The organism is Neisseria sp. HMSC070H10, assembly GCF_001837635.1.
Taxonomy (GTDB): domain Bacteria; phylum Pseudomonadota; class Gammaproteobacteria; order Burkholderiales; family Neisseriaceae; genus Neisseria; species Neisseria subflava_A.
In genome coordinates, this window is the sequence record NZ_KV833364.1 from 216,198 (window position 1) to 238,551 (window position 22,354).

General features: G+C 49.5%; 23 protein-coding genes, 2 tRNA genes and 1 riboswitch. Of the genes, 16 read left to right on the forward strand and 9 right to left on the reverse strand.

Features of this window, described 5'->3' with window-relative positions; genetic code table 11:
* The first annotated feature begins 199 nt into the window (after positions 1–199).
* The 6 genes from HMPREF2606_RS04000 (at position 200) to HMPREF2606_RS04025 (ending at position 5,222) form a co-directional block, all read left to right on the forward strand.
* Entirely contained in the window at positions 200–1,123 is a 924-nt protein-coding gene (locus HMPREF2606_RS04000) for an energy transducer TonB (protein ID WP_049328853.1), read from the forward strand.
* 102 nt (positions 1,124–1,225) lie between these two features.
* Complete coding sequence (locus tag HMPREF2606_RS04005) at positions 1,226–1,885, forward strand: MotA/TolQ/ExbB proton channel family protein (protein ID WP_049328854.1); 660 nt, start codon at positions 1,226–1,228, stop codon at positions 1,883–1,885.
* 3 nt (positions 1,886–1,888) lie between these two features.
* Positions 1,889–2,323: an ExbD/TolR family protein gene (locus HMPREF2606_RS04010; protein WP_049328855.1), complete on the forward strand. Its 435-nt coding sequence runs from the start codon at positions 1,889–1,891 to the stop codon at positions 2,321–2,323.
* Positions 2,324–2,455: 132 nt separating this feature from the next.
* Entirely contained in the window at positions 2,456–4,117 is a 1,662-nt protein-coding gene (locus HMPREF2606_RS04015; RefSeq protein WP_049328856.1) for an electron transfer flavoprotein-ubiquinone oxidoreductase, read from the forward strand.
* A gap of 84 nt (positions 4,118–4,201) precedes the next feature.
* A complete protein-coding gene (gene folP / locus HMPREF2606_RS04020; RefSeq protein WP_070843333.1) occupies positions 4,202–5,053 on the forward strand; it encodes a dihydropteroate synthase in 852 nt (283 codons plus the stop codon).
* A gap of 93 nt (positions 5,054–5,146) precedes the next feature.
* Positions 5,147–5,222, forward strand: a tRNA-Ile gene (locus HMPREF2606_RS04025).
* A 465-nt stretch (positions 5,223–5,687) separates the two neighbouring features.
* On the opposite strand, the gene HMPREF2606_RS04030 is transcribed toward HMPREF2606_RS04025, so the two are convergent.
* Complete coding sequence (locus HMPREF2606_RS04030) at positions 5,688–6,146, reverse strand: RrF2 family transcriptional regulator (RefSeq protein WP_070843334.1); 459 nt, start codon at positions 6,144–6,146, stop codon at positions 5,688–5,690.
* A 146-nt stretch (positions 6,147–6,292) separates the two neighbouring features.
* Between HMPREF2606_RS04030 and HMPREF2606_RS04035 the strand changes: the two genes are divergently transcribed.
* Together HMPREF2606_RS04035 and HMPREF2606_RS04040 are read left to right on the forward strand one after the other, a co-directional pair.
* Complete coding sequence (locus HMPREF2606_RS04035; protein ID WP_070843335.1) at positions 6,293–6,673, forward strand: hemerythrin domain-containing protein; 381 nt, start codon at positions 6,293–6,295, stop codon at positions 6,671–6,673.
* 86 nt (positions 6,674–6,759) lie between these two features.
* A complete protein-coding gene (locus tag HMPREF2606_RS04040) occupies positions 6,760–7,917 on the forward strand; it encodes an NnrS family protein (protein ID WP_070843336.1) in 1,158 nt (385 codons plus the stop codon).
* A 101-nt stretch (positions 7,918–8,018) separates the two neighbouring features.
* Here HMPREF2606_RS04040 and HMPREF2606_RS04045 read toward each other — a convergent pair.
* From HMPREF2606_RS04045 to ispB, 3 genes are all read right to left on the reverse strand, one after another.
* Positions 8,019–8,093: transfer RNA gene (locus HMPREF2606_RS04045), tRNA-Arg, on the reverse strand.
* Positions 8,094–8,111: 18 nt separating this feature from the next.
* On the reverse strand, positions 8,112–8,558 hold the full coding sequence (locus tag HMPREF2606_RS04050) for a DUF441 domain-containing protein (RefSeq protein ID WP_070712160.1): 447 nt from the start codon (positions 8,556–8,558) through the stop codon (positions 8,112–8,114).
* A 4-nt stretch (positions 8,559–8,562) separates the two neighbouring features.
* Entirely contained in the window at positions 8,563–9,537 is a 975-nt protein-coding gene (ispB, locus tag HMPREF2606_RS04055; protein WP_070712161.1) for an octaprenyl diphosphate synthase, read from the reverse strand.
* Between the two features lie 262 nt (positions 9,538–9,799).
* Between ispB and rplU the strand changes: the two genes are divergently transcribed.
* The 3 genes from rplU (at position 9,800) to ubiM (ending at position 11,868) form a co-directional block, all read left to right on the forward strand.
* A complete protein-coding gene (gene rplU / locus HMPREF2606_RS04060) occupies positions 9,800–10,108 on the forward strand; it encodes a 50S ribosomal protein L21 (protein WP_002216394.1) in 309 nt (102 codons plus the stop codon).
* A 27-nt stretch (positions 10,109–10,135) separates the two neighbouring features.
* On the forward strand, positions 10,136–10,408 hold the full coding sequence (rpmA, locus tag HMPREF2606_RS04065; protein WP_002212328.1) for a 50S ribosomal protein L27: 273 nt from the start codon (positions 10,136–10,138) through the stop codon (positions 10,406–10,408).
* A gap of 275 nt (positions 10,409–10,683) precedes the next feature.
* The gene (gene ubiM / locus HMPREF2606_RS04070) at positions 10,684–11,868 is read left to right on the forward strand and encodes a 5-demethoxyubiquinol-8 5-hydroxylase UbiM (protein WP_070843337.1); all 1,185 of its coding nucleotides are present in this window, start codon (positions 10,684–10,686) and stop codon (positions 11,866–11,868) included.
* 68 nt (positions 11,869–11,936) lie between these two features.
* Here the strand turns inward: ubiM and HMPREF2606_RS04075 are convergent, their stop codons facing one another.
* Both HMPREF2606_RS04075 and queF read right to left on the reverse strand, forming a co-directional pair.
* Positions 11,937–12,614 carry a 7-cyano-7-deazaguanine/7-aminomethyl-7-deazaguanine transporter gene (locus HMPREF2606_RS04075; RefSeq protein WP_004518802.1) on the reverse strand — a complete coding sequence of 226 codons (678 nt, stop codon included), beginning with the start codon at positions 12,612–12,614 and terminating at the stop codon, positions 11,937–11,939.
* Between the two features lie 100 nt (positions 12,615–12,714).
* Positions 12,715–13,188, reverse strand: coding sequence for a preQ(1) synthase (gene queF / locus HMPREF2606_RS04080; protein WP_003748427.1), 474 nt, complete (start codon positions 13,186–13,188; stop codon positions 12,715–12,717).
* Positions 13,189–13,191: 3 nt separating this feature from the next.
* Positions 13,192–13,236, reverse strand: a riboswitch (PreQ1 riboswitch).
* A gap of 147 nt (positions 13,237–13,383) precedes the next feature.
* On the opposite strand from queF, the gene rfaQ reads away from it, so the two are divergent.
* A complete protein-coding gene (gene rfaQ / locus HMPREF2606_RS04085; protein ID WP_070843338.1) occupies positions 13,384–14,466 on the forward strand; it encodes a putative lipopolysaccharide heptosyltransferase III in 1,083 nt (360 codons plus the stop codon).
* 6 nt (positions 14,467–14,472) lie between these two features.
* Here rfaQ and HMPREF2606_RS04090 read toward each other — a convergent pair whose 3' ends face one another.
* Positions 14,473–15,453, reverse strand: a complete 981-nt coding sequence (locus tag HMPREF2606_RS04090; RefSeq protein ID WP_070843339.1) for a hypothetical protein — start codon at positions 15,451–15,453, stop codon at positions 14,473–14,475.
* 362 nt (positions 15,454–15,815) lie between these two features.
* Between HMPREF2606_RS04090 and HMPREF2606_RS04095 the strand changes: the two genes are divergently transcribed.
* On the forward strand, positions 15,816–17,111 hold the full coding sequence (locus HMPREF2606_RS04095; RefSeq protein ID WP_070843340.1) for a M23 family metallopeptidase: 1,296 nt from the start codon (positions 15,816–15,818) through the stop codon (positions 17,109–17,111).
* 92 nt (positions 17,112–17,203) lie between these two features.
* Positions 17,204–18,424: a nicotinate phosphoribosyltransferase gene (gene pncB / locus HMPREF2606_RS04100; RefSeq protein WP_049348746.1), complete on the forward strand. Its 1,221-nt coding sequence runs from the start codon at positions 17,204–17,206 to the stop codon at positions 18,422–18,424.
* A gap of 39 nt (positions 18,425–18,463) precedes the next feature.
* Here the strand turns inward: pncB and mtgA are convergent, their stop codons facing one another.
* Entirely contained in the window at positions 18,464–19,165 is a 702-nt protein-coding gene (gene mtgA / locus HMPREF2606_RS04105) for a monofunctional biosynthetic peptidoglycan transglycosylase (protein ID WP_003748438.1), read from the reverse strand.
* 2 nt (positions 19,166–19,167) lie between these two features.
* The gene (gene aroE / locus HMPREF2606_RS04110) at positions 19,168–19,977 is read right to left on the reverse strand and encodes a shikimate dehydrogenase (RefSeq protein ID WP_070843341.1); all 810 of its coding nucleotides are present in this window, start codon (positions 19,975–19,977) and stop codon (positions 19,168–19,170) included.
* Positions 19,978–20,146: 169 nt separating this feature from the next.
* Between aroE and HMPREF2606_RS04115 the strand changes: the two genes are divergently transcribed.
* Both HMPREF2606_RS04115 and glnA read left to right on the forward strand, forming a co-directional pair.
* Positions 20,147–20,536, forward strand: coding sequence for a surface-adhesin E family protein (locus HMPREF2606_RS04115; protein WP_070843342.1), 390 nt, complete (start codon positions 20,147–20,149; stop codon positions 20,534–20,536).
* A 238-nt stretch (positions 20,537–20,774) separates the two neighbouring features.
* Positions 20,775–22,193, forward strand: coding sequence for a type I glutamate--ammonia ligase (glnA, locus tag HMPREF2606_RS04120; RefSeq protein ID WP_070843343.1), 1,419 nt, complete (start codon positions 20,775–20,777; stop codon positions 22,191–22,193).
* The last annotated feature ends 161 nt before the right edge of the window (positions 22,194–22,354 follow it).

A 22,354-nucleotide genomic window follows, 5' to 3' on the forward strand; every position in this document is an offset into this window, starting at 1 on the left:
AGTCGATGGCTTTTTTAATACCATTTATCTTTTCAGATGGCCGCTTGTTTGATAATATTAGTAATGAGAGCTAATATCATATTATGATATCCAGCCTTTAAAACAGCAGGTCTATAAACTTTCTCTATAAGCATTAATGCTTATTTTGACTGTAAAACGACTTGCAAACGGGAATTGTTGCTATTAACATAACGGAATTATGGATAAAAAACGAATTTTAACTCCAGCCGTCGTGACTTCCGTTGCGTTGATTCACGTCGGTTTGGTTGCACTTTTATGGCACGCGCACAAACCGCCTCCTGTCGAAATAGCGAATATTGAATTTGTCGATTTAGGCGATTTCGGCGGTGGCGACGGTAGTCCTGAGGGTGAAGGCGCACCTGCTGCCCCCGAGCCTGCCCCCGAACAACCGAAGCCAAAACCCAAACCTAAGCCTGTCGAGCCGCCCAAACCTGTTATCAAACCTGTGGTAACGAAAAAAGAAAAAGCGGATATCGTACAGCAAAAGGAAAAACCAAAACCTATCGAGAAACCTAAGCCCGAGCCTAAGCCGGAACCCAAACCTGAGCCGAAGCCCGAGCCAAAACCTGAACCAAAACCAGAGCCGAAGGCAGAACCTAAACCATCTCCTAAAGCATCTGAATCCTCAGGCAGCAAAACCGGGCCGAATACTGCTGAAAACGGTAAAGGCAACGGCGAAGGCAAAGCCTTGGGCGGAGAAGGGAAAGGCAACGGCGGCGGTACGAAAGGTACAGGCAGCGGCCGTGGCGAAGGCAGCGGATCCGGCAGCGGTGGTGCGAAAGGCGAACATGGTTCCGGTACCGGTGGCGGAGGTGGTGGTAGCGGTACAGGTGCCGGCAGCAGTAAAGGCAATCCGGCAAAAGGAACCTGCCATATTCCAAGACCTCCGTATCCTTCACTATCCACTGAAAATGGTGAAGAGGGCTTGGTTGTTTTGAAAGTCTTGGTTGGTCCCGGCGGTAAAGTGGATTCAATTAGTGTGAATAAATCAAGTGGTTATAGTCGTCTGGATAATGCAGCGCGTAAAGCCGTTAAAGATGGTAGCTGTCATGCAAGTGTTTGGACTGAATTTAAAGTACCTGTCAAATTCACGCTTGAATAAGTATCTAGGCCTAAGCTGATTGATTAGAAAATATATGCTGTTGGGAAATAATTTTAAATGACCCGATAGAAATTTTAATTTTATTTTTAACTTGGAAAAATTATGGATTTAAGTTTAGTTTTCAAATCAGGTGATGTGGTACTGATTGGTGTATTTGTCCTGATGTTGTTGATGAGTGTGGTGACTTGGAGCGTCATCGTGATCCGCTGCATAAAATACCGCAAAGCGAAAAAAGGCAATGCTCAGGTAAAAGAGTTGATGCTGAATGCGTTTACGCTGGCTGACGCCGTACAAAAAGCCAAAGCGGTAGAAGCACCGATGAGCAATGTTGCCGATGAGTCTCTGCGCGCATACCAAAACTACCGTCAAACGACAAGCAAATCGCTGATTGACGAATTGCCTTTGAACGAATACTTGGTCGTTCATATCCGTAACAGTTTGGCTCAAACCATGCGCCAGTTTGACTACGGTATGACTGCTTTAGCCTCTATCGGCGCAACCGCTCCGTTTATCGGTCTGTTGGGTACTGTTTGGGGTATTTACCATGCCCTGATCGGCATCAGCGAAAGCGGTCAAATGAGCATTGCTGCGGTAGCCGGTCCGATTGGCGAGGCTTTGGTATCGACTGCTGTCGGCCTGTTTGTGGCGATTCCGGCCGTATTGGCGTACAACTTCCTCAATCGCGGTACGAAAACCATCGCGCAAGATATGGACGCATTTGCACATGACCTGCATGTCCGCCTGCTGAACCAAAAGGATTAAACCATGGCTTTCGGATCAATGAATTCCGGCGATGATGCGCCGATGTCGGATATCAACGTTACGCCTTTGGTGGACGTGATGCTGGTGTTGCTGATTGTATTTATGATTACCATGCCGGTGCTGACCCACTCGATTCCTTTGGAGTTGCCGACTGCTTCGGAAAAAGCGGCGAAAGAGGATAAGCAGCCTAAAGATCCTTTGCGTTTGAGCATTGATGCCAGTGGTGCTTATATCGTTGGCGGCGATTCCGATACCAAAGTGGATTTGGCAACGGTAACCGCCAAGCTGAAAGAAGCCAAAGCGAAAAACGAAGATGTGATTGTGGCGATTGCGGCGGATAAAGCAGTTGAATACGATTACGTCAACCAAGCCCTGCAAGCGGCGCGCGAAGCCGGCATCAGTAAAATCGGTTTTGTAACGGAAACCAAAGCGCAATAATCTTTTGAATACAGTAAAGGCCGTCTGAAATTTGAGTAAAGTTTCAGACGGCCTTTTGTTGTATTTGGTAACTATATGTCCAGGCTGTATAATTAGCGGATTAAATTTAATAACGACAATACAGGAACCGCCATGACAGAAACCATCGAACGTGACAGTATGCAATACGATGTTGTGATTGTCGGCGCAGGCCCGTCGGGTTTGTCCGCCGCCATCAAACTCAAGCAGCTTGCCGAAAAGAATGGACGCGAAATCAGCGTTTGTGTGGTGGAGAAGGGTTCAGAGGCCGGTGCGCACTCGCTTGCCGGTGCCATCATCGATCCGATTTCTTTGAATGAGCTGATTCCCGATTGGAAAGAAAAAGGCGCGCCGCTGACGCGTACAGTGACGAAGGACAGGGTTTTGTTCCTGACCGAGAAAAAAGCCTTCAACTTGCCGGTTACCCCGAATTTCGACAACCATGCGAACTATATTGCCAGCTTGGGCGAAGTCGTGCGCTGGCTGGCAGAGCAGGCGGAAAATATGGGCGTGGAAATCTATCCGGGCTTTGCCGCTGCCGAAGTGCTGTATCACGAAGACGGTTCGGTCAAAGGTATTGCGACCGGCAATATGGGTGTGGGCAAAGACGGCGAACCGACCGATTCATTCCAGCCAGGCATGGAGCTTTGGGCGCAGCAAACCCTGTTTGCCGAAGGCTGTCGCGGCTCGCTTTCCAAACAAGTCATCGAACGTTTCCAACTCGACCAAAACAGCGAGCCGCAAACTTACGGCTTGGGCATTAAAGAAATTTGGGAAGTGCCGTCTGAAAAACATCAGCCCGGTTTGGTTATGCACAGCGCAGGCTGGCCGTTGGACAGCAAAACCTATGGCGGATCGTTTATTTATCATTTTGACGAAAACAAAGTCGCTGTCGGCTTTGTGGTCGGCTTGGATTATCAAAACCCTTATCTGTCGCCGTTTGAAGAGTTCCAACGTTTCAAAACCCATCCTGAAATCCGCAAAACCTTCGAAGGCGGTCGCCGTATCGCTTATGGTGCGCGTTCGCTGATTGAAGGCGGTTTGCAAAGCCTGCCGAAACTCTCGTTCAGAGGCGGCGTTTTGGTCGGCGATGCCGCAGGTTTCCTGAATATGCCGCGCATCAAAGGCATCCATACGGCCATGAAATCCGCCATGCTTGCCGCAGAAGCCGTGTTCCCTTTGTTGGAAAACCTCGAAGAAGTGGAGGGTTTCGACAGCGGCAAAGAGGCGGCGGATTATCAGCAACGGTTTGAACAAAGCTGGCTGTATCAAGAGCTTTACGCCGCGCGCAATGTCCGTCCGTCATTCAAATGGGGCGTTTACCTCGGCTCAATCTATACCGGCATCGACCAAATGATTTTCAGAGGCAAAGCCCCGTGGACCTTGAAACATCACGGCAAAGATAACGAGCAGCTCAAAAAAGCAGCCGAATGCAAGCCGATTGACTATCCGAAGCCCGACGGCGTATTAACCTTCGACCGTTTGAGCAGTGTTTTCCTTGCCAACCTTGCGCACGAAGAAAACCAGCCTGACCATTTGGTGCTGAAAAATCCGCAGGTCATGATAGACGTAAACTATAAAGAATACGCCTCGCCCGAAACGCGCTATTGTCCGGCCGGCGTATATGAAATTGTTGAAGAAAACGGCAGCCCGCGTCTGCAAATCAATGCCGCCAACTGCGTTCACTGCAAAACCTGCGACATCAAAGACCCGACGCAAAACATCACTTGGATTTGTCCCGAAGGCGCGAGCGGACCGAATTACGGCGGAATGTAATTTACTGTTTTAAAGTCAAAACCTAAAGGCCGTCTGAAAAGTTTCAGACGGCCTCTATCCTATTATTTCATCAATGGAAGCATTATGAACACGCACATTTGGCAGGCAGGCCGATTTGAAATCGCCTTAGACAAACCAAAAATCATGGGCATCGTCAATCTGACCCCCGATTCATTTTCCGATGGCGGCACCTATTCGCAAAATGTCCCAATAGCATTGGCACATGCCGAGCAACTGCTGAAAGACGGTGTGGATATTCTCGATATCGGCGGCGAATCTACCCGTCCGGGTTCGGATGATGTTTCTCTTGAAGAAGAATGGGCGAGGGTGCAGCCGGTTTTGGCGGAAGTCGCCAAGTGGAATGTTCCCGTCAGCTTGGACACGCGCCGTACGGCAATTATGGAAAAAGCCTTGGCGCAAGGCGGCGTCGATATTATCAACGACGTTGCCGCATTGAGTGATGAAGGCGCAGTCGCATTGCTGGCGCAACAGCCTAATACAGGCGTATGTCTCATGCACATGCAGGGTTTGCCCAAAACCATGCAGCTTAATCCGCAATATCAAGATGTCGTCGAAGAGGTCGCGCGCTATTTAAAAGCACGCGCGGCAGAATGCGTTCAAGCAGGCATTGCCCCTGAACGCATCACGCTGGACCCCGGCTTCGGTTTCGGCAAAAACCTGCAACACAACATCACCCTGATAAAACATTTGCCTGAATTGATGGAAGCAACCGGATTCCCCCTTCTGATCGGCGTATCGCGCAAACGTATGATTGGCGAACTGACAGGCGAACAAGATGCCGCCAAACGCGTACACGGCAGCGTTGCAGCCGCTTTGGCCACAGTCGCCCGAGGCGCGCAAATCATCCGTGTTCACGATGTCAAAGCAACATCGGACGCTTTGAAAGTTTGGGAAGCATTGGGCGTATCGGCATAATGCCCGAATAGAAAACCAACAGGCCGTCTGAAACATTTTCCCGGCATCTTGAACAAGCAACAAGTTATGCTATAATCCGCTTTTACTCTTGACGGGTCTGTAGCTCAGGGGTTAGAGCAGGGGACTCATAATCCCTTGGTCGTGGGTTCGAAACCCACCGGACCCACCAAATATTAAAAATGCCCGAGGCTTTTGGCTTCGGGCATTTTTGTATTTATTGATTTTTGAAGGGTTGGAATATAATGTGAACAACAGCATAAAAATCAACCTATAAAATGAATACAAAAGGTTAAAGCACATTTAGGTAATGCTTTTTTAGGCTGAAAAGGGCTTATCACATTGACACCCTTATAGTCGTTGAGGGTAAATTTGATTTTGATTATCAGCCGCCTGAGCCGGGATTGGTATATAACGTTCCCAATTTTGTATTGGAAAAAGACCGTTACGTTGATTGGGAAGATACTTGGCGTACTTTTTGACTAGGGAATAAGTAAATGGAGAGCAGTTACTTTTTGCTTGCTCTGGTCGATATCTTTCTACTATTAATTTTTCCGAGTAATACTACATGCCCCTATATTGAGAGGCTGATGATTATTTCGATATAGCTGGACTATTTTTCAGACGGCCTGAAAGTTTAATCAACCATTCTGCGTATTTCGTTGATCGGGATACGCGGGGTATAGAGTATGTCGTAGGTTGGTTTGTCCAGAAGATCTTGCAGGGAGTATTGATCTAAATAGTTGAAGAAGGCTTTGATGGCGCCGGTAATGATGCCGGTCAGTCGGCAGGAGGGGGTGATAAGGCATTCGTTGTTATCGCCCATGCATTCGACAACCTGCATCGGCTCAAGATGACGTACGACTGCACCGATATTGATGTTTTCAGGATTGTCTGCCAAGCGCAAACCGCCGCCTTTGCCGCGCACGCTGATCAGAAATCCGCCTTTGACTAATGAGGTAACCACTTTCATCAAATGGCTTTTGGAAATATTGTAAGTCTCGGCAATGGTGCTGATATTGACGAGGGTGTCATCATTGATGGCGGTATAAACCAATACGCGCAATCCGTAATCGGTATGTTGGGTCAGATACATGGCTGGCTCTTTAGATATTTTTATTATATGTCAAAAGCATAGTGCTTGGAGAGAGGCTGTTTGACTTTATGTGGGGTTGGGTTTCATAATATCTGAAACATTTGAATTAATCCAGTTTGACAGACTGTTGCCATTATAACGAACTTATGAAGCCCTTGAAACGCCATCCTGCCTTAATAGAACTTTCCCGCGAACATCATGGCTCGCTGTCGTTGTGCGTCCGTCTTTTGCGTACGCCCGATCAAAGCCATCAGGCGGAGCTGGATCCTCATTTTGTGGAGCTCGAGCCACATTTTTTGGAGGAGGAAACCATGTTTGCGCCGTATTGGGATAAGGTTGATCCGGCGTTGAGACAGCGTTTTGAAGGTGATCATGCCAAGTTGCGTGCGATGATGGCTCATCCTGAATATATGAATGAATCATGGAATAAGGATTTTGCGGTGACTTTGCGCGATCATGCGCGTTTTGAGGAACGCGAGCTTTTTCCTGCGATTGAACCTTTTTTGCCTTTGCCTGAGAATGTGTAATAGGAAAGGGAATCGATGGCCGTCTGAAAAGTTTCAGACGGCCTCTGTTGCTGTTTTATAATGATATAAAAATTGAAGGAACCACCATGAACGATTTGTTCAAACATCCTGTATGGGCAATGGCCTTCCGCCCGTTTTATTCGTTGGCGGCTTTGTATGGCGCATTGTCTATATTGCTTTGGGGCTTCGGCTATCAGGGTACGCCTGAATTGCCGGGTTTTTATTGGCATGCCCATGAAATGATTTGGGGCTACGCCGGATTGGTTGTCATTGCATTCTTGCTGACGGCTGTGGCAACTTGGACTGGCCAACCGCCCACGCGCGGTAAGGCGTTGGCAGGTTTGACCGCATTTTGGCTGCTTGCGCGTTTGTGTGTGTTTATTCCTGGCTGGGGTGCGGCGGCAAGCGGCATATTCGGCACGATCTTTTTCTGGTATGGCGCGGTGTGCATGGCTTTGCCGGTAATCCGTTCTCAAAACAAGCGCAACTATGTTGCCGTATTTGCTATTTTTGTTTTAGGCGGTACCCATTTCGCGTTCCATATGAAAATGCAGCCGTTTGATGCCATCGCGCTGATGACCGGTTTGCAATCTGGTTTGATTATGGTGGCCGGATTTATCGGTTTGATCGGTATGCGGATTATCTCGTTCTTTACGTCCAAGCGCCTGAATGTGCCGCAAATTCCCAGCCCTCAATGGGTAGCGCACGCTTCACTTTGGCTGCCTATGCTGACCGCCATGCTGATGGCGCATAACATTTTGCCGGGACTGGCTGCGTTGTTTGCTTTGGCTGCCGGTGTGATTTTTACCGTGCAGGTGTACCGCTGGTGGTATAAAGCCGTACTGAAAGAGCCTATGCTTTGGATTTTGTTTGCCGGCTATCTGTTTACTGGCTTGGGTTTGATTGCGGTCGGTCTTTCCTATTGGATTTCAAACTTCCTGAATTTGGGCGTGCACCTTATCGGCGTTGGCGGTATCGGCGTGCTGACTTTGGGTATGATGGCACGAACCGCACTTGGCCATACCGGCAACTCCATTTATCCGCCGCCTAAAGTGGTTCCTGTTGCCTTTTGGTTGATGATAGCCGCAACGGTTGTCCGTATTTTGGCAACCTTTGTGAGCGGTACGGCATATACGCACAGTATCCGTTGCTCCGCCGCTTTGTTTGCCGCTTCTTTGCTGTTGTACGCATGGAAATATATTCCTTGGTTGATCCGTCCGCGTTCGGATGGTCGTCCGGGTTAACGGTTTGGCGAAATGAGAAGGCCGTCTGAAAAGTTTCAGACGGCCTTTATTATTGATAATAAAAAAGCCTTTCAGAATATGAAAGGCTTTTATTGAAATTATGGCCTCGCCAACAGGAATCGAACCTGTATTTTACGCTTAGGAGGCATACGTTCTATCCGTTGAACTATGGCGAGGCGGTAAAGGAGGGGATTTTAAACCTTTCCGGCAAGAAAAGACAATAAGCCGGCGGCAATCAAAGGGCCGACCGGAATGCCGCCGATAAAGGCAACGCCGATGACCGTGCCGATTAATAATCCGGTTACCAGAACAGGCTGTTCGCTCATCAATGGAACGCCGCGTCCGGCAAGCCAGGCAACCCAAATGCCGATAAGGACGGCGGCAATCATTTTGAAATTGATAAACTCGGAAACCGGCGGAATTTGAATTTTACCGGAAACCAGCGGGCTCAATACGCCGATGGTCAGCAGGATGATGCCCAGATGCAACCCGTGTTTTTCCACCAAGGGAAGATATTGCGACAAGGCCGTCTGCTGCATGAGCAGCAATACCGCTGCCGAAATCGTAATCGAGTTGTTGTTGCTGACGACGCCCAAAAAAATCAGCGTAACCAGAAACAAAGGGACAAAACTGAAATTCATCGGATTAAGATACTCGGGCCAAGGATTCTTTTGCCAGTTGGATCATAGCATCTTTGACTTCGCTGTCAGGCAACACGTCCAATGAAGCGATGGCTTTGTCGACGGCTTTTTTCGCTTCGGAAATTGAATACGGCAAAGCGTCGGAGTTGACGACATAGTCGTGGATTGTTTCAAAATAGCTGCGGTCGGCATTTTCCAAAGCGTGGCGGACATCGTTTGCTGCCTGCTCGGAGCCGTTTCTCATCAGGTAAATCAATGGCAGGGTAGGTTTGCCTTCTGCCAAATCGTCGCCGACGTTTTTGCCGATTTCTTCGGTTTCGCCTGAATAGTCCAATACATCGTCAATGATTTGGAAAGCCGTACCGACGTACATGCCGTAGTCTTTCAAGGCTTGCTCGTGTTCGGGGGTAGCCTTGCCCAAAATTGCGCCGACTTGTGCGGCCGCTTCAAACAGTTTTGCTGTTTTGTATTGGATAACTTGGACGTATTGCTCTTCGGTAATATCCGTATTGCCGATATTCATCAGCTGCATGACTTCGCCTTCGGCGATGATGTTGGTCGCATCTGCCATCACTTCCAAAATACGCATACTGCCCGAACCGACCATCAGTTGGAAGGCACGTGTATAGAGGAAGTCGCCGACCAAAACAGCCGCCGCGTTGCCGAAGAGGTTGTTTGCGGTTTTACGGCCGCGGCGCAAATCGCTTTCATCGACAACATCGTCGTGCAGGAGGGTGGAGGTGTGGATGAATTCCACCATCGCTGCCAGCGAGTACAGTTTTTCATCGTCATGCCCGACTGCTTTGCCTGCCAAAATGGTAATAATCGGACGCAGGCGCTTACCGCCCGCGCTGATGATGTATGTGCCGATTTGCGAAATCAGCGCGACATCGGATTGAACAGCTTGGTTGATGACCGCATTAACTTTGGCAAGGTCATCGGGCAGGTGGCGTTGGAAGTAAGGCAGGTTTTCGAGCATAAAACATTCTCTGTTGACAAAACGGAGCGGGGCTCCAATGAATCTGTTTAAACCCGTACATTCGGTCGGGGTAATAATGTTGCATAAAGATATCAGCAATCCAGCGCGTGATTATATCAGTTAAAAAGCATGCAACATATCTTTCAGATGGCCTTTTCACTTGTAAATAAAATAAATTTTGACAAAACAGGCAAATAGAAATAGAATAGCTCGTTTCGCACATGGTGTGCGGAAAGTTAACCTAATTCTCATGGAGTTGAGTATGTACGCGGTCGTAAAAACCGGCGGTAAACAATACAAAGTTTCCGTTGGCGAAAAATTGAAAGTAGAACAGATACCAGCCGAACTCGACAGCCAAATCGAACTGACTGAAGTTTTGATGATTGCTGACGGCGAATCTGTAAAAGTAGGCGCACCTTTTATTGAAGGCGCAAAAGTAACAGCTAAAGTCGTTGCTCATGGTCGTGGCGAGAAAGTACGCATTTTCAAAATGCGTCGTCGCAAACACTACCAAAAACGCCAAGGCCATCGCCAAAATTTCACCCAAATCGAAATCGTGGCAATTGCCTAATTTCAAGTAAGTTCAGGAGTATTACAAATGGCAAGTAAAAAAGCAGGCGGTAGCACCCGCAACGGTCGCGATTCAGAAGCCAAACGCTTGGGCGTTAAAGCCTACGGCAACGAGCTGATTCCGGCAGGCTCCATCATCGTTCGTCAACGCGGTACTAAATTCCACGCAGGTGACAACGTAGGCATGGGCAAAGACCACACTTTGTTTGCTAAAGTCGACGGTTACGTTGAATTCAAAACCAAAGGCGCGCTGAACCGTAAAACCGTCAGCATCCGTCCTTACACTGGTTCTGAAGAATAATCGTTTTACGATTGAAAGCCGCATTCCCTTTTCGGAATGCGGTTTTTGTTTGTCAGACTGTTTTGTCTGTTTGATAAAATCCGTATGTCGTGAAGCTTGATTTATATTAAGGCCAAAGTAAAAACACGCTTACAATTGATAACATTTGTTTTATTCTATCAATGCTTTCTATATAATCTATCAAATGCCTTTGATTTACCCTCATGTAGCTAAACACAGTAAACTTAAGGCCGTCTGAAAAAATCCGTATCAGTTGAATACAAGGAATTCCTCCCATGAGCTTACACAGTGATATTCTCGTCGTCGGCGCAGGCCCTGCCGGATTAAGTTTTGCCGCAGAGTTGGCCGGAAGCGGGTTGAGCATAACCCTGATTGAAAGAAGTCCTTTAGAAGTGTTGCAAAATCCGCCGTATGACGGCCGTGAAATCGCACTGACGCACTTGTCGCGCGAAATCATGCAGCGATTGGGTATGTGGGATTTGATTCCAAAAGACGAAATTTATCCTTTGCGCGATGCCAAAGTGTTGAACGGTCATTCCGATTACCAGCTCCACTTCCCGCAACCGACTCAGGCGCGCGGTGAGCCTGCTGATTGCTTGGGCTATTTGATTTCCAATCACAACATCCGTAAAGCCGCTTATGAAGTCGTGTCCAAATTGGACAACGTCAAAATCTTGACCGGCACCAATGTTAAAGAAGTTAAAACTTCCGACAATGAGGCGCAAGTTATTTTGGAAAGCGGCGAAGTATTGACCGGCCGTCTGTTGTTGGCCGCCGATAGCCGCTTCTCACAAACACGCCGTCAATTGGGCATTTCTTCCGACATGCACGATTACAGCCGCACCATGTTCGTGTGCCGCATGAAGCATACTTTGTCCAACCTGCATACCGCATATGAATGCTTCCACTACGGCCGCACCATTGCGTTGCTGCCTTTGGAAGAGCATTTGACCAATACGGTGATTACGGTGGACAGCGATAAAGCCGAAACGATTAAAAACATGTCGCCGGAAGAATTGGCAGCCAGCGTGAAAGAGCAACTCAAAGGCCGCTTGGGCGATATGGAATTGGTCAGCACCATTCACAATTATCCTTTGGTCGGCATGATTGCCCAACGTTTCTACGGCAAACGTAGCGCGTTGATCGGCGATGCCGCGGTCGGTATGCATCCGGTTACTGCGCACGGTTTCAACTTGGGTCTGGCAAGTGCCGATCTTTTGGCCAAATTGGTTCTCGAAGCCGAGCAACGCGGTCAGGATATTGGTGCGAAGAGCCTACTGGAAAAATACAGCACCAAGCATATGCTTCACGCCCATCCGATTTACCACGGCACCAATATGCTGCTGAAACTCTTTACCAATGAAACTGCTCCGGCGAAACTGCTGCGCGGTTTGGTATTGCGTGCAAGCAATAACTTCCCTCCGCTGAAAAAACTGATTACCAAACAATTGACCGGTTAATCATTTGAAAACATAAAAGGCCGTCTGAACGATTACAGTTTCAGACGGCCTTGTTTTTTATCTGCTGCTTATTCGGCTAAAACCGATTCGGGCATTTCTTGACGGACGTTTAAGGAAGTCAGTTTTTTGGTCAAGATGCTCAATACGATGCCGTAGGCAGGCAGGAAGAAGAGGGTGCAGATGGCGAGTTTGAACAGATAATCGACAAATGCGATACCCTGCCAATTTGCCGCCATAAATTCATCGTTGCTCGCGTAAAAGGCAACGGCAAAAAACACCAGCGTGTCCAAAGCGTTGCCGACGACGGTGGAAGCAGTAGGGGCTGCCCACCATGATTTCAGACGGCGTAATCTGTTGAACACGAAAATATCGAGAATTTGCCCGAGCGCATAGGCGGAAAAGCTGGCCAATGCGATGCGGCCGACAAAGGTGTTAAAGTCGGCCAAAGATGCCCAGCCTGTCCAGTTGCCGTCATGAAAGAGGACGGAGAAGACGTAAGAGAGCAGTAGGGCGGGGAACATCACCCAAAAAATAATCCGTCTCGCCAACGGCGCGCCGAAAATGCGCACAGTCAGGTCGGTAGCGAGGAAGATAAAGGGGAAAGAAAATGCGCCCCAAGTGGTAAAGATACCGAAAATTTGAAAGGGGAACTGCACCAGATAGTTGCTGGCAGCAATAATAAAAATATGGAAAAGCACCAGCCAGAAGAGCGCTTTCTTCTGCTGTGCGGCGGTAAATTCGTACATGGAAATCTTTCGGAAGTTTTTCAGACGGCATGAAACCTTGCGAGACTGTGCAATAAATAAAGTCTTGCAATGAAAAAGGCGTTAGGCCATCTGAACGGAATTATTGTGCGTCGTGTTCAAACAGGCGTTTGCGTGCCAAAGCTTCAAACTCTGTGCCCGCTTTGCCGTAGTTGGCAAACGGATGAATGGCGATGCCGCCGCGCGGTGTGAATTCGCCGAATACTTCGATGTATTTCGGATCCATCAGGGCGATGAGGTCTTTCATGATGATGTTGACGCAGTCTTCATGGAAGTCGCCGTGGTTGCGGAAGCTGAAAAGATAGAGTTTCAGGGATTTGCTTTCCACCATTTTGATATGGGGGATGTAGCGGATGTAGATGGTGGCAAAGTCGGGCTGGCCGGTCATCGGGCAGAGGCTGGTGAACTCGGGGCAGACGAATTTGACGAAATAGTCGTTGTCGGGATGTTTGTTGTCGAACGCTTCCAAAATTTCAGGCGCGTATTCGCTCGGGTATTGGGTTTTCTGGTTGCCCAAAAGGGAGATGCCTTGCAGCTCTTCGTTGTTGCGGGACATGAGGTTTCCTTAGTTTTTTAATGTGGGAGGTTTTCGAACCACGGGGTGCGGATTGTAATATAAATTGCATGGCTTGTGCGGATTTTATAGCGATGAATCAGCAGGATAGCTTTCAGACGGCCTGTTTTGTATTTTATGAAACCTGTTTTCCGCTTTACAATAGCAGCCAATCAACAGGCCGTCTGAAAGTTTCGTATGTCTTTATCCCAACCCAAACGCATCCTGATCATCAAATTGCGCCATCATGGCGATGTGCTTTTAAGCACGCCGGTGGTCGATGCGCTGAAAACCCGTTTCCCCGATTGCGAAATCGATATGCTGGTGTATGCCGGTACAGAGCAGCTGATTGCCGATAATCCGCAGATTGCGCAGATTTTTACCATTGATCGAAATTGGAAGAAGCTGGGCGTATTCAAGCAGTTGGCGTGTGAGAAAAACCTTTTTTCAAAGCTGAAGGCGCGCGATTACGACTGGGCTTTCAACCTGTCCGACCAATGGCGCGCGGCAATAATCGCCAAACTGTGCGCCCGTTGCAGCGTGGGTTTGGACTGCATCAAGCGTGACGGTTTCTTGTGGCGTTTCTGTCATGATTTTATCAACCATGAGCTGGATCCCAGCCATCATATCGTTGAAAACCAGTTGAATATCCTTGCGCCGCTTATCCAGCCGGAAGACGTAGCCGATGCGAAGGTGCGCCTTTGGGTGGCACAAGATGCAAGGGAAAGCATGCGGCAGAAATTGCGTGCTCAGGGTTGGAACGGCGAAGATTATGTGTTGATGCACCCGGGTGCGCGTTGGCATTTCAAATGTTGGGAAGACGGAAAAAACGCCGCCATCGTACAGCTTCTGCTCAACAGCGGGCAGAATGTCGTATTGACCGCTTCCCCCGACACTGTCGAGCAATACATGCTTCAGGAAATTATAGGCCGTCTGAATATTCCGGAAGGCGGAAAAATTTGGGTGTTGTCCGGATGCCTGAGCCTGCGTGAATTGGCGGCGGCCATTGAGGGCGCCAAACTGTTTATCGGTGTCGATTCCGCACCGATGCACATCGCCGCCGCTTTGGATAAACCGCAAATCGCTTTGTTTGGCGCGTCATGGGTGGACAAATGGCGTCCGTATTCCGAACAGGCGGAAGTCATTTATGCCGGTGATTATGCCGAATTACCTAACCCCGACAGCATCGATACCAACGATCCGACCCGTTTGTTGAAAGCGATTCCGTTGCAGGATGTGTGGGATAGAATTTCGGCCAAATTGGAGGCGTTGGAGGCCTAAAACCGCTTACCATGATCCGTTAAACGTTTTGGCTTTGCGCCAAAACGCCCATTTTGAACGGCGGCCGATTTCCAGCGTGCCGCCGTTTTTGCCGTCTGTGGCAATGCACACTGCTTTCAGACGGCCTGAATCAAGAGCGTCCCATAAAGGCGCAAACCAACTATTTTCCCAGCCTTCCAAAATATCTTTGTATGCCCAAACATCGCCTGTCTGTAAGGTGGAAACCAAGTCGTCCAAAAAGATAAGGCCGTCTGAAACCGTGTTGCCTGTTTCTCGAATCATCTCAAACCAAGCCTTCAAATCATACGGCGCATCGAGTTTGGGCGTATCTGAAAAACGCGCCCATGCGCTGTCTGAAGCGACAATATCCGCAGACTGTGTACCGTTCGCATCATTCCACAGCCACAAACCGTTGATTTCCGGCAATCCTTGTTGTTCACGCACTTGGTTAATCGGATGCGTGTGGAGAAACATTTGGATTTCCGTCTGCATGGCTAACCAAAACACCGCATCTTTGCCGTGTGCCTGACCGTCCATTTCCGGCTGCCCGCACACATCCAAAACACATTCCGCCCCCCAATCTTCTATCGTCGGCATACTGAGCAGCCACATGCTTTCGCAAAGCGGCTCGAATTGCCAATCTTTATCTTGATAAAACGCCGACAAATCCGCACATAACCGCTGCGCCTCCTCTTTTTGGATGCCGATAAACTCACTGCTGATAATGTTGACATGGTGCATGCCCATCTGTTGCCAAACCGGAGAGGCAAAAGCGGCCGCGCGTTTTTGGCTTGTGTGGTGTAAACGTTGCACTTGGGCAATGAGGCTGCCGCCCCACAAATGGCGGCCGTAAAATTCAGACGGCCTGAGTGTTTCTTTGCGTAATATGCCGTAACGCAAAAGACGGTTAAAAGCAGGTAAGGCAAGCTCAGGGACGGATTCGTCGGCAAAGCGGTTGAGCGAGGGGAGGGCGAGGGTCAGCTTCATAAGCGAAAATAGATAGAAAAACCGTTATTTTACGCGACAAATGATGCGTTTCGGAACCTTGCCCTCACGCACTCAAAAAGAGCCGTTCAGACGGCCGGTTTGGAAAAAACGGGCTGTCATGCTAAAATGCATGGCGTAAATTTCAGAAAAACAGGGTGTAAATCAACACAATAGCCCTGATAATAACGTCAATCTCAAACACGACCTCATTCATTCCGAATGAAAACCTAATTTTCAGATCGGAAAAAAGACTCAAAGTCCTTTATCCCCAAAACTGTTTAAACCAGCAGGCGGTCGCGGCAGGCCGGATGTGCCGGCATTCTGCAAACCTAAAAAACAGACCGCCCCATTAAGGATAACGCGTGATTAAAAACAAATATTCCACTCGATTCAAAGCAATCCTCTTAGCGTTTCTGCTGCCGGCTTCAGGCATCATGACCGCATACGCCATTACCGACCCTCAACCAGCACAAACCGATTTCAAAGTCGAGCGTATTTCCGAAGAGCTGCCTGCCGTTTATGTGGAAACCAATACCTACCAATCCAGCTATTGGGTGCAAGAAGCCGTCCAAGCCGGCGACTCTTTGGCAGACGTTTTGACGCGCATGGGTGTCAACCAAGAAGACATCAAGCAAATCATGGCGAAAAACAATGCCAACCTCGACATGAAAAACCTGCGGACCAACCAATCCGTCAACATCCGCATCGATTCTTCAGGCCAAGTGACCGACGTTCAATTCTTTACCGATGAAGAATTGGAACGCAATTTGGTCGCTTTGGAAAAAGTCAAAGGCAAATGGCGCATCTCCAATGCCGAAATCGACATGAAAACCATGCCGACCCTGCGCTCCGTGCAAATCCGCACTTCCGCCATCGGCGATATGCTCCGTGCCGAAATCCCTTCCGAAGTGTATATCCAGCTCAAAGAAATCTTTGCCGACTCGTTTAATATGAGCGATTTGAAAGAAGGCGATACCGTACGCCTTTTGTACAACAGCATGTATTTCCGCGGCCAACAAATGGCCGTCGGCGATATTTTGGCGGCTGAAGTGGTTAAAGACGGCAAAACTTATCAAGCCTATTATTACAGCCAAGGCAAAGGCGACGAAGAAAGCGGTAGCTACTACGACCAAAACGGTAAGTCCCTGCAACAAAAAGAAGGCTTTAATACCGAGCCTGTTGCATACACGCGCATTTCTTCCCCGTTCGGCTACCGTGTCCATCCGGTTTTGCATACCGTCCGTATGCACACCGGTATCGACTATGCCGCGCCGACCGGTACGCCGATTAAGGCCGCCGCCGACGGCGAAGTAATTTTCAAAGGTTGGAAAGGCGGCTACGGCAATACCGTGATGATTCGCCATGCCAACGGCGTGGAAACCCTGTACGGCCACATGAGTGCGTTCAGCCCTGCCGACGGCAGAGTCCGCGCCGGCGAAGTGATTGGTTTTGTGGGTACAACCGGCCGTTCTACCGGTCCGCACCTGCACTACGAAGCACGCGTCAACGGCCAGCCGGTCAACCCGACTACCGTCGCCCTGCCGACGCCGAAATTGACCCCGACCAATATGGCCGCGTTCCGCAAACAGCAAAAAGATGCCAGCACGATGTTGTCTACCATCCGCTCTTTGCCGGTTTCCGTAGCGCAGCTGGATTAATAAGATAAAGGCCGTCTGAATAAGGTTTCTTTCAGACGGCCTTTTCCATTAAAATTGATACCTCAACGCCCACGTTTACTCAGAGAAAGCTTATGTCTGCTCATCAGCCCATTATCCAATCCCTGCTTGATACCGACCTGTACAAATTCACCATGCTGCAAGTCGTGTTGCACCAATTCCCGCAAACCCACAGCCTCTACGAATTCCGCTGCCGCAACAAAGAGATGGTGTATCCGCTGGCCGATATTCAAGAAGACTTGGAACGCGAACTCGATGCCCTGTGTCAGCTGCGCTTTACCCATGACGAACTTGACTACCTGCGCAGTCTGCGTTTTATCAAAAGCGATTTTGTCGATTATCTCGAACTTTTCCAACTCCAACGACGCTTCGTCAAAGTCAGTCCCGACGATCAAGGCCGTCTGAACATCCGCATCGAAGGTCCGATGATACAGGCGATGTTCTTCGAGATTTTCATTCTTGCCATTGTCAACGAACTCTATTTCCGCCGCTTGGAAACGCCAGCCGTCATTGAAGAAGGCGAGCGCCGTTTGCAGGCTAAAGCGCAACAGTTGAAGGAAATTGCGGCTACACAAAATCCGAATGATCCGCCGTTCCTGATTTCCGATTTCGGCACGCGCCGCCGCTACACCCTTGCATGGCAGGAACACGTTATCCGCACTTTACTGGAAGCCGCTCCCGATATCGTGCGCGGTACCAGCAACGTTTATCTGGCCAAAAAACTCGGCATCACACCCATCGGTACCATGGCGCACGAGTTCCTCCAAGCCTTCCAAGCCTTGGACGTACGTTTGCGCAATTTCCAAAAAGCCGCGCTGGAAAGCTGGGTACACGAATACCGAGGCGACCTCGGCATCGCCCTGACAGACGTGGTCGGCATGGATGCCTTCTTGCGCGATTTCGACCTGTATTTCGCCAAACTCTTCGACGGCTTGCGCCACGACAGCGGCGATCCTTATGTTTGGGGCGACAAAGCCTACGAGCATTACAAAAAACTCAAAATCGACAGCCGAACCAAAATGCTGACTTTTTCAGACGGCCTTGATATTGAGCGTTCATGGGCGTTGCACCAATACTTCAAAGACCGTTTCAAAACCAGTTTCGGTATCGGTACCAACCTGACCAACGATTTGGGACACACGCCTTTGAACATTGTCTTGAAGCTCGTCGAGTGCAACGGCCAATCCGTTGCCAAACTCTCCGACTCCCCGGGCAAAACCATGACCACCAACAACACCTTCCTCGCTTACTTGCGCCAAGTGTTTGACGTACCGGAGCCGGAAGAGAAAGCCTAAAAACAAAGGCCGTCTGAAATGTTCAGACGGCCTTTTGAATTAATCCATATCGCTTTCGGGCAATTCTGCCGAACCCATGCGGCGCAGGATAATATTGGTTTTGTTGTGCATCCGTTTGCTTTTAGGGTGATCTGCGTAAAACAGCGGAGCCGGAACGCGCGCCGTGAGTTTGGCGGCTTGTTGGCGTGTGAGGGCGGAAGCAGGTTTCTTGTAGAAATACTGGGATGCCGCTTCCGCGCCGAATACGCCGTAGTGCCATTCGATTGAGTTTAAATACAGCTCAAAAATGCGGTCTTTGTCGGTAACAGCTTCCATCATCGCCGTAATCGCCGCTTCTTCGCCTTTGCGGATGTAGCTGCGGCTTTCGTTGAGAAACAGGTTTTTCGCCAGCTGCTGGCTGATGGTCGAACCGCCGGCTTTGACTTCGCCGCTTTGCTTGTTGCGTTTCATGGCGTATTTGATGCCGTTCCAGTCAAAGCCGCTGTGTTCGGCAAAGTTGGCGTCTTCGGAAGCAATCAGGGCTTTTTTGAGGTTGACGGAAATTTGGTCGTAAGGCACCCAGCGGTAGTCCAGCTCGACATCACGCCCTTCGCTTGCAAACTGGCTCATGCGCATGGACATGAAAGCGGTTTTGCTGGGCGCGACGGCGCGGTAGGTAATGATGTTGCCGTACACATAAGCGTTGAAGAAAATGAAGATGCCGATGGGCAGGGCAATCAGCCATTTGATGATGCGGAACATGGTTACAGGGCTTTCATGTATTCGATAACAGGGCGGATATCGGGCGTAAATCCGCGCCAAATATGGTAGGAGGCGGCAGCCTGACCGACCAGCATGCCCAGGCCGTCTGAAACTTCGGCCGCGCCGTTGCTTCGGGCAAAGTTCAAAAACGCCTGCGCCGCGTCGCCGTAAACCATATCGTAGGCAAGGCGGCAGTTGCGGAAAATTTCAGGATTGACGGCTGGAAGCTGACCGCTCAAGCCGCCGGACGTGCCGTTGATGATGATATCAAAGTCGCTGTTCAAATCTGCCATCGGGACGGCTTCAATATCGAAAAGCCGAGCCAATTCCTCAGCTTTGGCGTGGGTACGGTTGGCAATGACGATACGTGTAGGGCGGTGTTCTTTCAACACTGGAATCACGCCGCGCACCGCGCCGCCCGCGCCCAAAAGCAAAATGGTTTTGCCTTCGATGGCAATGTTTTTGACTTGCGTGATGTCGTTGGCCAAACCGATACCGTCGGTATTGTCGCCGCGTATCCTGCCGTCTTCCAACCACACCAGCGTATTGACCGCGCCGGCAGCCAAAGCGCGGTCGGAATGTTCGTCCGCCAGTGCAAAAGCTTCCTGCTTGAACGGGACGGTTACATTCGCACCTTGCCCGCCCTCGGTACGAAATGCCGCAACAGCCTCGGCAAAACTGCCGATGTCGGCACAAATGCGCCCATATTCGATGGCCGCACCTTCCTGCAGTGCAAACTGCTGATGGATTTGCGGCGATTTACTGTGTGCAACGGGATTGCCGAAAACGGCGTAACGGGGGAGGGTAGTCATGGTCGTGTTCCAAAAGACGAGACGGCTATTTTATAACGGCGGCGTACAGATGGAAACGATACCGTCTGAAACGGTTGTCAGGTAGCATGATGGAATATTTGTTTCTTGAAAAAAAGTCATTTTTTTACAATTTAACTTTATTTTGTTGATAAGGACGAAAGGGACGGACATGAAAAAGATGTTGTGCTTGGCAGTATTTGCATTAGGGTTGGCAACGCCGGCGGTGGCGGAAGATTGGGTGTTGCTAGGTATTAACAGTAACAATACTACCATATTTGGTGATGCAGACAGCCGTACGGACAATAGTGCATGGTTTGAAACAAGGTACGCCAAGCCGAAAAAGATGATTAGCAATGGAAAATTTTATAATACAGCTAAAGCGTTGGAAGAAATGGATTGCAGTGGTAAACGTTTTAGGGCTTTGACAGTAACGTGGTATTCCGAATCGGGAAACCCTATCGGTTCTTATACACCATCCTATGCCGAATGGAGTTATGTTATTCCCGGTATGGGTGGAGAGAGTGTGTACAAATTTGTCTGCAACCACGATCCTCGTTGACCATTTTCAAATCAAACAACAGATGCCGTCTGAACTGCTTTCAGACGGCATCTGTTTTGTCGGCATTCGGATAAAAGGGCGGGCATTCCGCTTTTGAACAGACAAATCGAAGCATATTGTTGACAATCTTGTCGTCTGAAACTATATTTCATTGCGTAAAAACGGGTGCCCTGATGTATTTCAGACGGCCTTACCGTGGTAGAATAACAACTTAAACCCATTCCCTCAGGAGCTGAAGATGTCCATCAAAGACGCTGTAAAACTGATTGAAGAAAGCGAAGCCCGCTTCGTAGATTTGCGCTTTACCGATACCAAAGGCAAGCAGCACCACTTTACCATCCCCGCCCGCATCGTCCTCGACGATCCCGAAGAATGGTTTGAAAACGGTCAAGCGTTTGACGGTTCGTCCATCGGCGGTTGGAAAGGTATTCAGGCTTCCGATATGCAGTTGCGTCCCGATGCATCTACAGCCTTCGTCGATCCTTTCTACGACGATACCACCGTTGTCTTTACCTGTGACGTTATCGACCCGGCCGACGGCCAAGGCTACGACCGCGACCCGCGCTCCATCGCCCGCCGCGCCGAAGCCTATTTGAAATCTTCCGGTATCGGCGACACTGCCTATTTCGGCCCTGAGCCTGAATTCTTCGTTTTTGACGGCGTAGAATTTGAAACCGATATGCACAAAACCCGTTACGAAATCACTTCCGAAAGCGGCGCATGGTCAAGCGGCCTGCACATGGACGGTCAAAATACCGGCCACCGTCCGACCGTCAAAGGCGGTTACGCACCTGTTGCGCCGATTGACTGCGGTCAAGACCTGCGTTCTGCCATGGTCAATGTTTTGGAAGAACTCGGCATCGAAGTAGAAGTTCATCACGCCGAAGTCGGTACCGGCAGCCAAATGGAAATCGGCACGCGTTTTGCCACTTTGGTCAAACGCGCCGACCAAACCCAAGACATGAAATACGTGATTCAAAACGTTGCCCACAACTTCGGCAAAACCGCCACCTTCATGCCTAAACCGATTATGGGCGACAACGGCAGCGGTATGCACGTCCACCAATCCATCTGGAAAGACGGTCAAAACCTGTTTGCAGGCGACGGCTATGCCGGTTTGTCTGATACCGCGCTCTACTACATCGGCGGCATCATCAAACACGCCAAAGCCCTGAACGCGATTACCAATCCATCCACCAACTCATACAAACGCCTCGTGCCGCACTTTGAAGCACCGACTAAACTGGCATATTCCGCTAAAAACCGTTCCGCTTCCATCCGCATTCCGTCTGTGAACAGCAGCAAAGCACGCCGCATCGAAGCGCGTTTCCCTGATCCGACCGCCAACCCATACTTGGCGTTTGCCGCTTTGTTGATGGCCGGTTTGGACGGCATTCAAAACAAAATCCATCCGGGCGACCCTGCCGATAAAAACCTCTACGATCTGCCGCCGGAAGAAGATGCATTGGTGCCAACCGTTTGCGCTTCTTTGGAAGAAGCACTGGCCGCTCTCAAAGCCGACCACGAATTCCTCCTGCGCGGCGGCGTATTCAGCAAAGACTGGATTGACAGCTACATCGCCTTTAAAGAGGAAGATGTCCGCCGCATCCGCATGGCGCCGCATCCTCTGGAATTTGAAATGTATTACAGCCTGTAAAACAGCTGTGGCATTTTAAATAGGAAATCAAAGGCCGTCTGAAACTGGATTTGAAGTTTCAGACGGCCTTTAGGCTTAAAATAGATAGGGCGATCGAATTGGGCATGATAGCGAGAAGCAATGAATCATGCTGTTTGAAAGCCTTTATGGAATCAGTTCCT

Coding starts and splice junctions, on each gene's coding strand:
- HMPREF2606_RS04005 (WP_049328854.1), top strand. CDS start 1,226: ATGGATTTAAGTTTAGTTTTCAAATCAGGTGATGTGGTACTGATTGGT.
- pncB (WP_049348746.1), top strand. CDS start 17,204: ATGTCTGCTCATCAGCCCATTATCCAATCCCTGCTTGATACCGACCTG.
- HMPREF2606_RS04010 (WP_049328855.1), top strand. CDS start 1,889: ATGGCTTTCGGATCAATGAATTCCGGCGATGATGCGCCGATGTCGGAT.
- folP (WP_070843333.1), top strand. CDS start 4,202: ATGAACACGCACATTTGGCAGGCAGGCCGATTTGAAATCGCCTTAGAC.
- queF (WP_003748427.1), bottom strand. CDS start 13,188: ATGTCCCGCAACAACGAAGAGCTGCAAGGCATCTCCCTTTTGGGCAAC.
- HMPREF2606_RS04090 (WP_070843339.1), bottom strand. CDS start 15,453: ATGAAGCTGACCCTCGCCCTCCCCTCGCTCAACCGCTTTGCCGACGAA.
- HMPREF2606_RS04000 (WP_049328853.1), top strand. CDS start 200: ATGGATAAAAAACGAATTTTAACTCCAGCCGTCGTGACTTCCGTTGCG.
- ispB (WP_070712161.1), bottom strand. CDS start 9,537: ATGCTCGAAAACCTGCCTTACTTCCAACGCCACCTGCCCGATGACCTT.
- aroE (WP_070843341.1), bottom strand. CDS start 19,977: ATGACTACCCTCCCCCGTTACGCCGTTTTCGGCAATCCCGTTGCACAC.
- glnA (WP_070843343.1), top strand. CDS start 20,775: ATGTCCATCAAAGACGCTGTAAAACTGATTGAAGAAAGCGAAGCCCGC.
- HMPREF2606_RS04015 (WP_049328856.1), top strand. CDS start 2,456: ATGACAGAAACCATCGAACGTGACAGTATGCAATACGATGTTGTGATT.
- mtgA (WP_003748438.1), bottom strand. CDS start 19,165: ATGTTCCGCATCATCAAATGGCTGATTGCCCTGCCCATCGGCATCTTC.
- HMPREF2606_RS04030 (WP_070843334.1), bottom strand. CDS start 6,146: ATGTATCTGACCCAACATACCGATTACGGATTGCGCGTATTGGTTTAT.
- HMPREF2606_RS04115 (WP_070843342.1), top strand. CDS start 20,147: ATGAAAAAGATGTTGTGCTTGGCAGTATTTGCATTAGGGTTGGCAACG.
- rplU (WP_002216394.1), top strand. CDS start 9,800: ATGTACGCGGTCGTAAAAACCGGCGGTAAACAATACAAAGTTTCCGTT.
- ubiM (WP_070843337.1), top strand. CDS start 10,684: ATGAGCTTACACAGTGATATTCTCGTCGTCGGCGCAGGCCCTGCCGGA.
- HMPREF2606_RS04075 (WP_004518802.1), bottom strand. CDS start 12,614: ATGTACGAATTTACCGCCGCACAGCAGAAGAAAGCGCTCTTCTGGCTG.
- HMPREF2606_RS04040 (WP_070843336.1), top strand. CDS start 6,760: ATGAACGATTTGTTCAAACATCCTGTATGGGCAATGGCCTTCCGCCCG.
- HMPREF2606_RS04035 (WP_070843335.1), top strand. CDS start 6,293: ATGAAGCCCTTGAAACGCCATCCTGCCTTAATAGAACTTTCCCGCGAA.
- rfaQ (WP_070843338.1), top strand. CDS start 13,384: ATGTCTTTATCCCAACCCAAACGCATCCTGATCATCAAATTGCGCCAT.
- rpmA (WP_002212328.1), top strand. CDS start 10,136: ATGGCAAGTAAAAAAGCAGGCGGTAGCACCCGCAACGGTCGCGATTCA.
- HMPREF2606_RS04050 (WP_070712160.1), bottom strand. CDS start 8,558: ATGAATTTCAGTTTTGTCCCTTTGTTTCTGGTTACGCTGATTTTTTTG.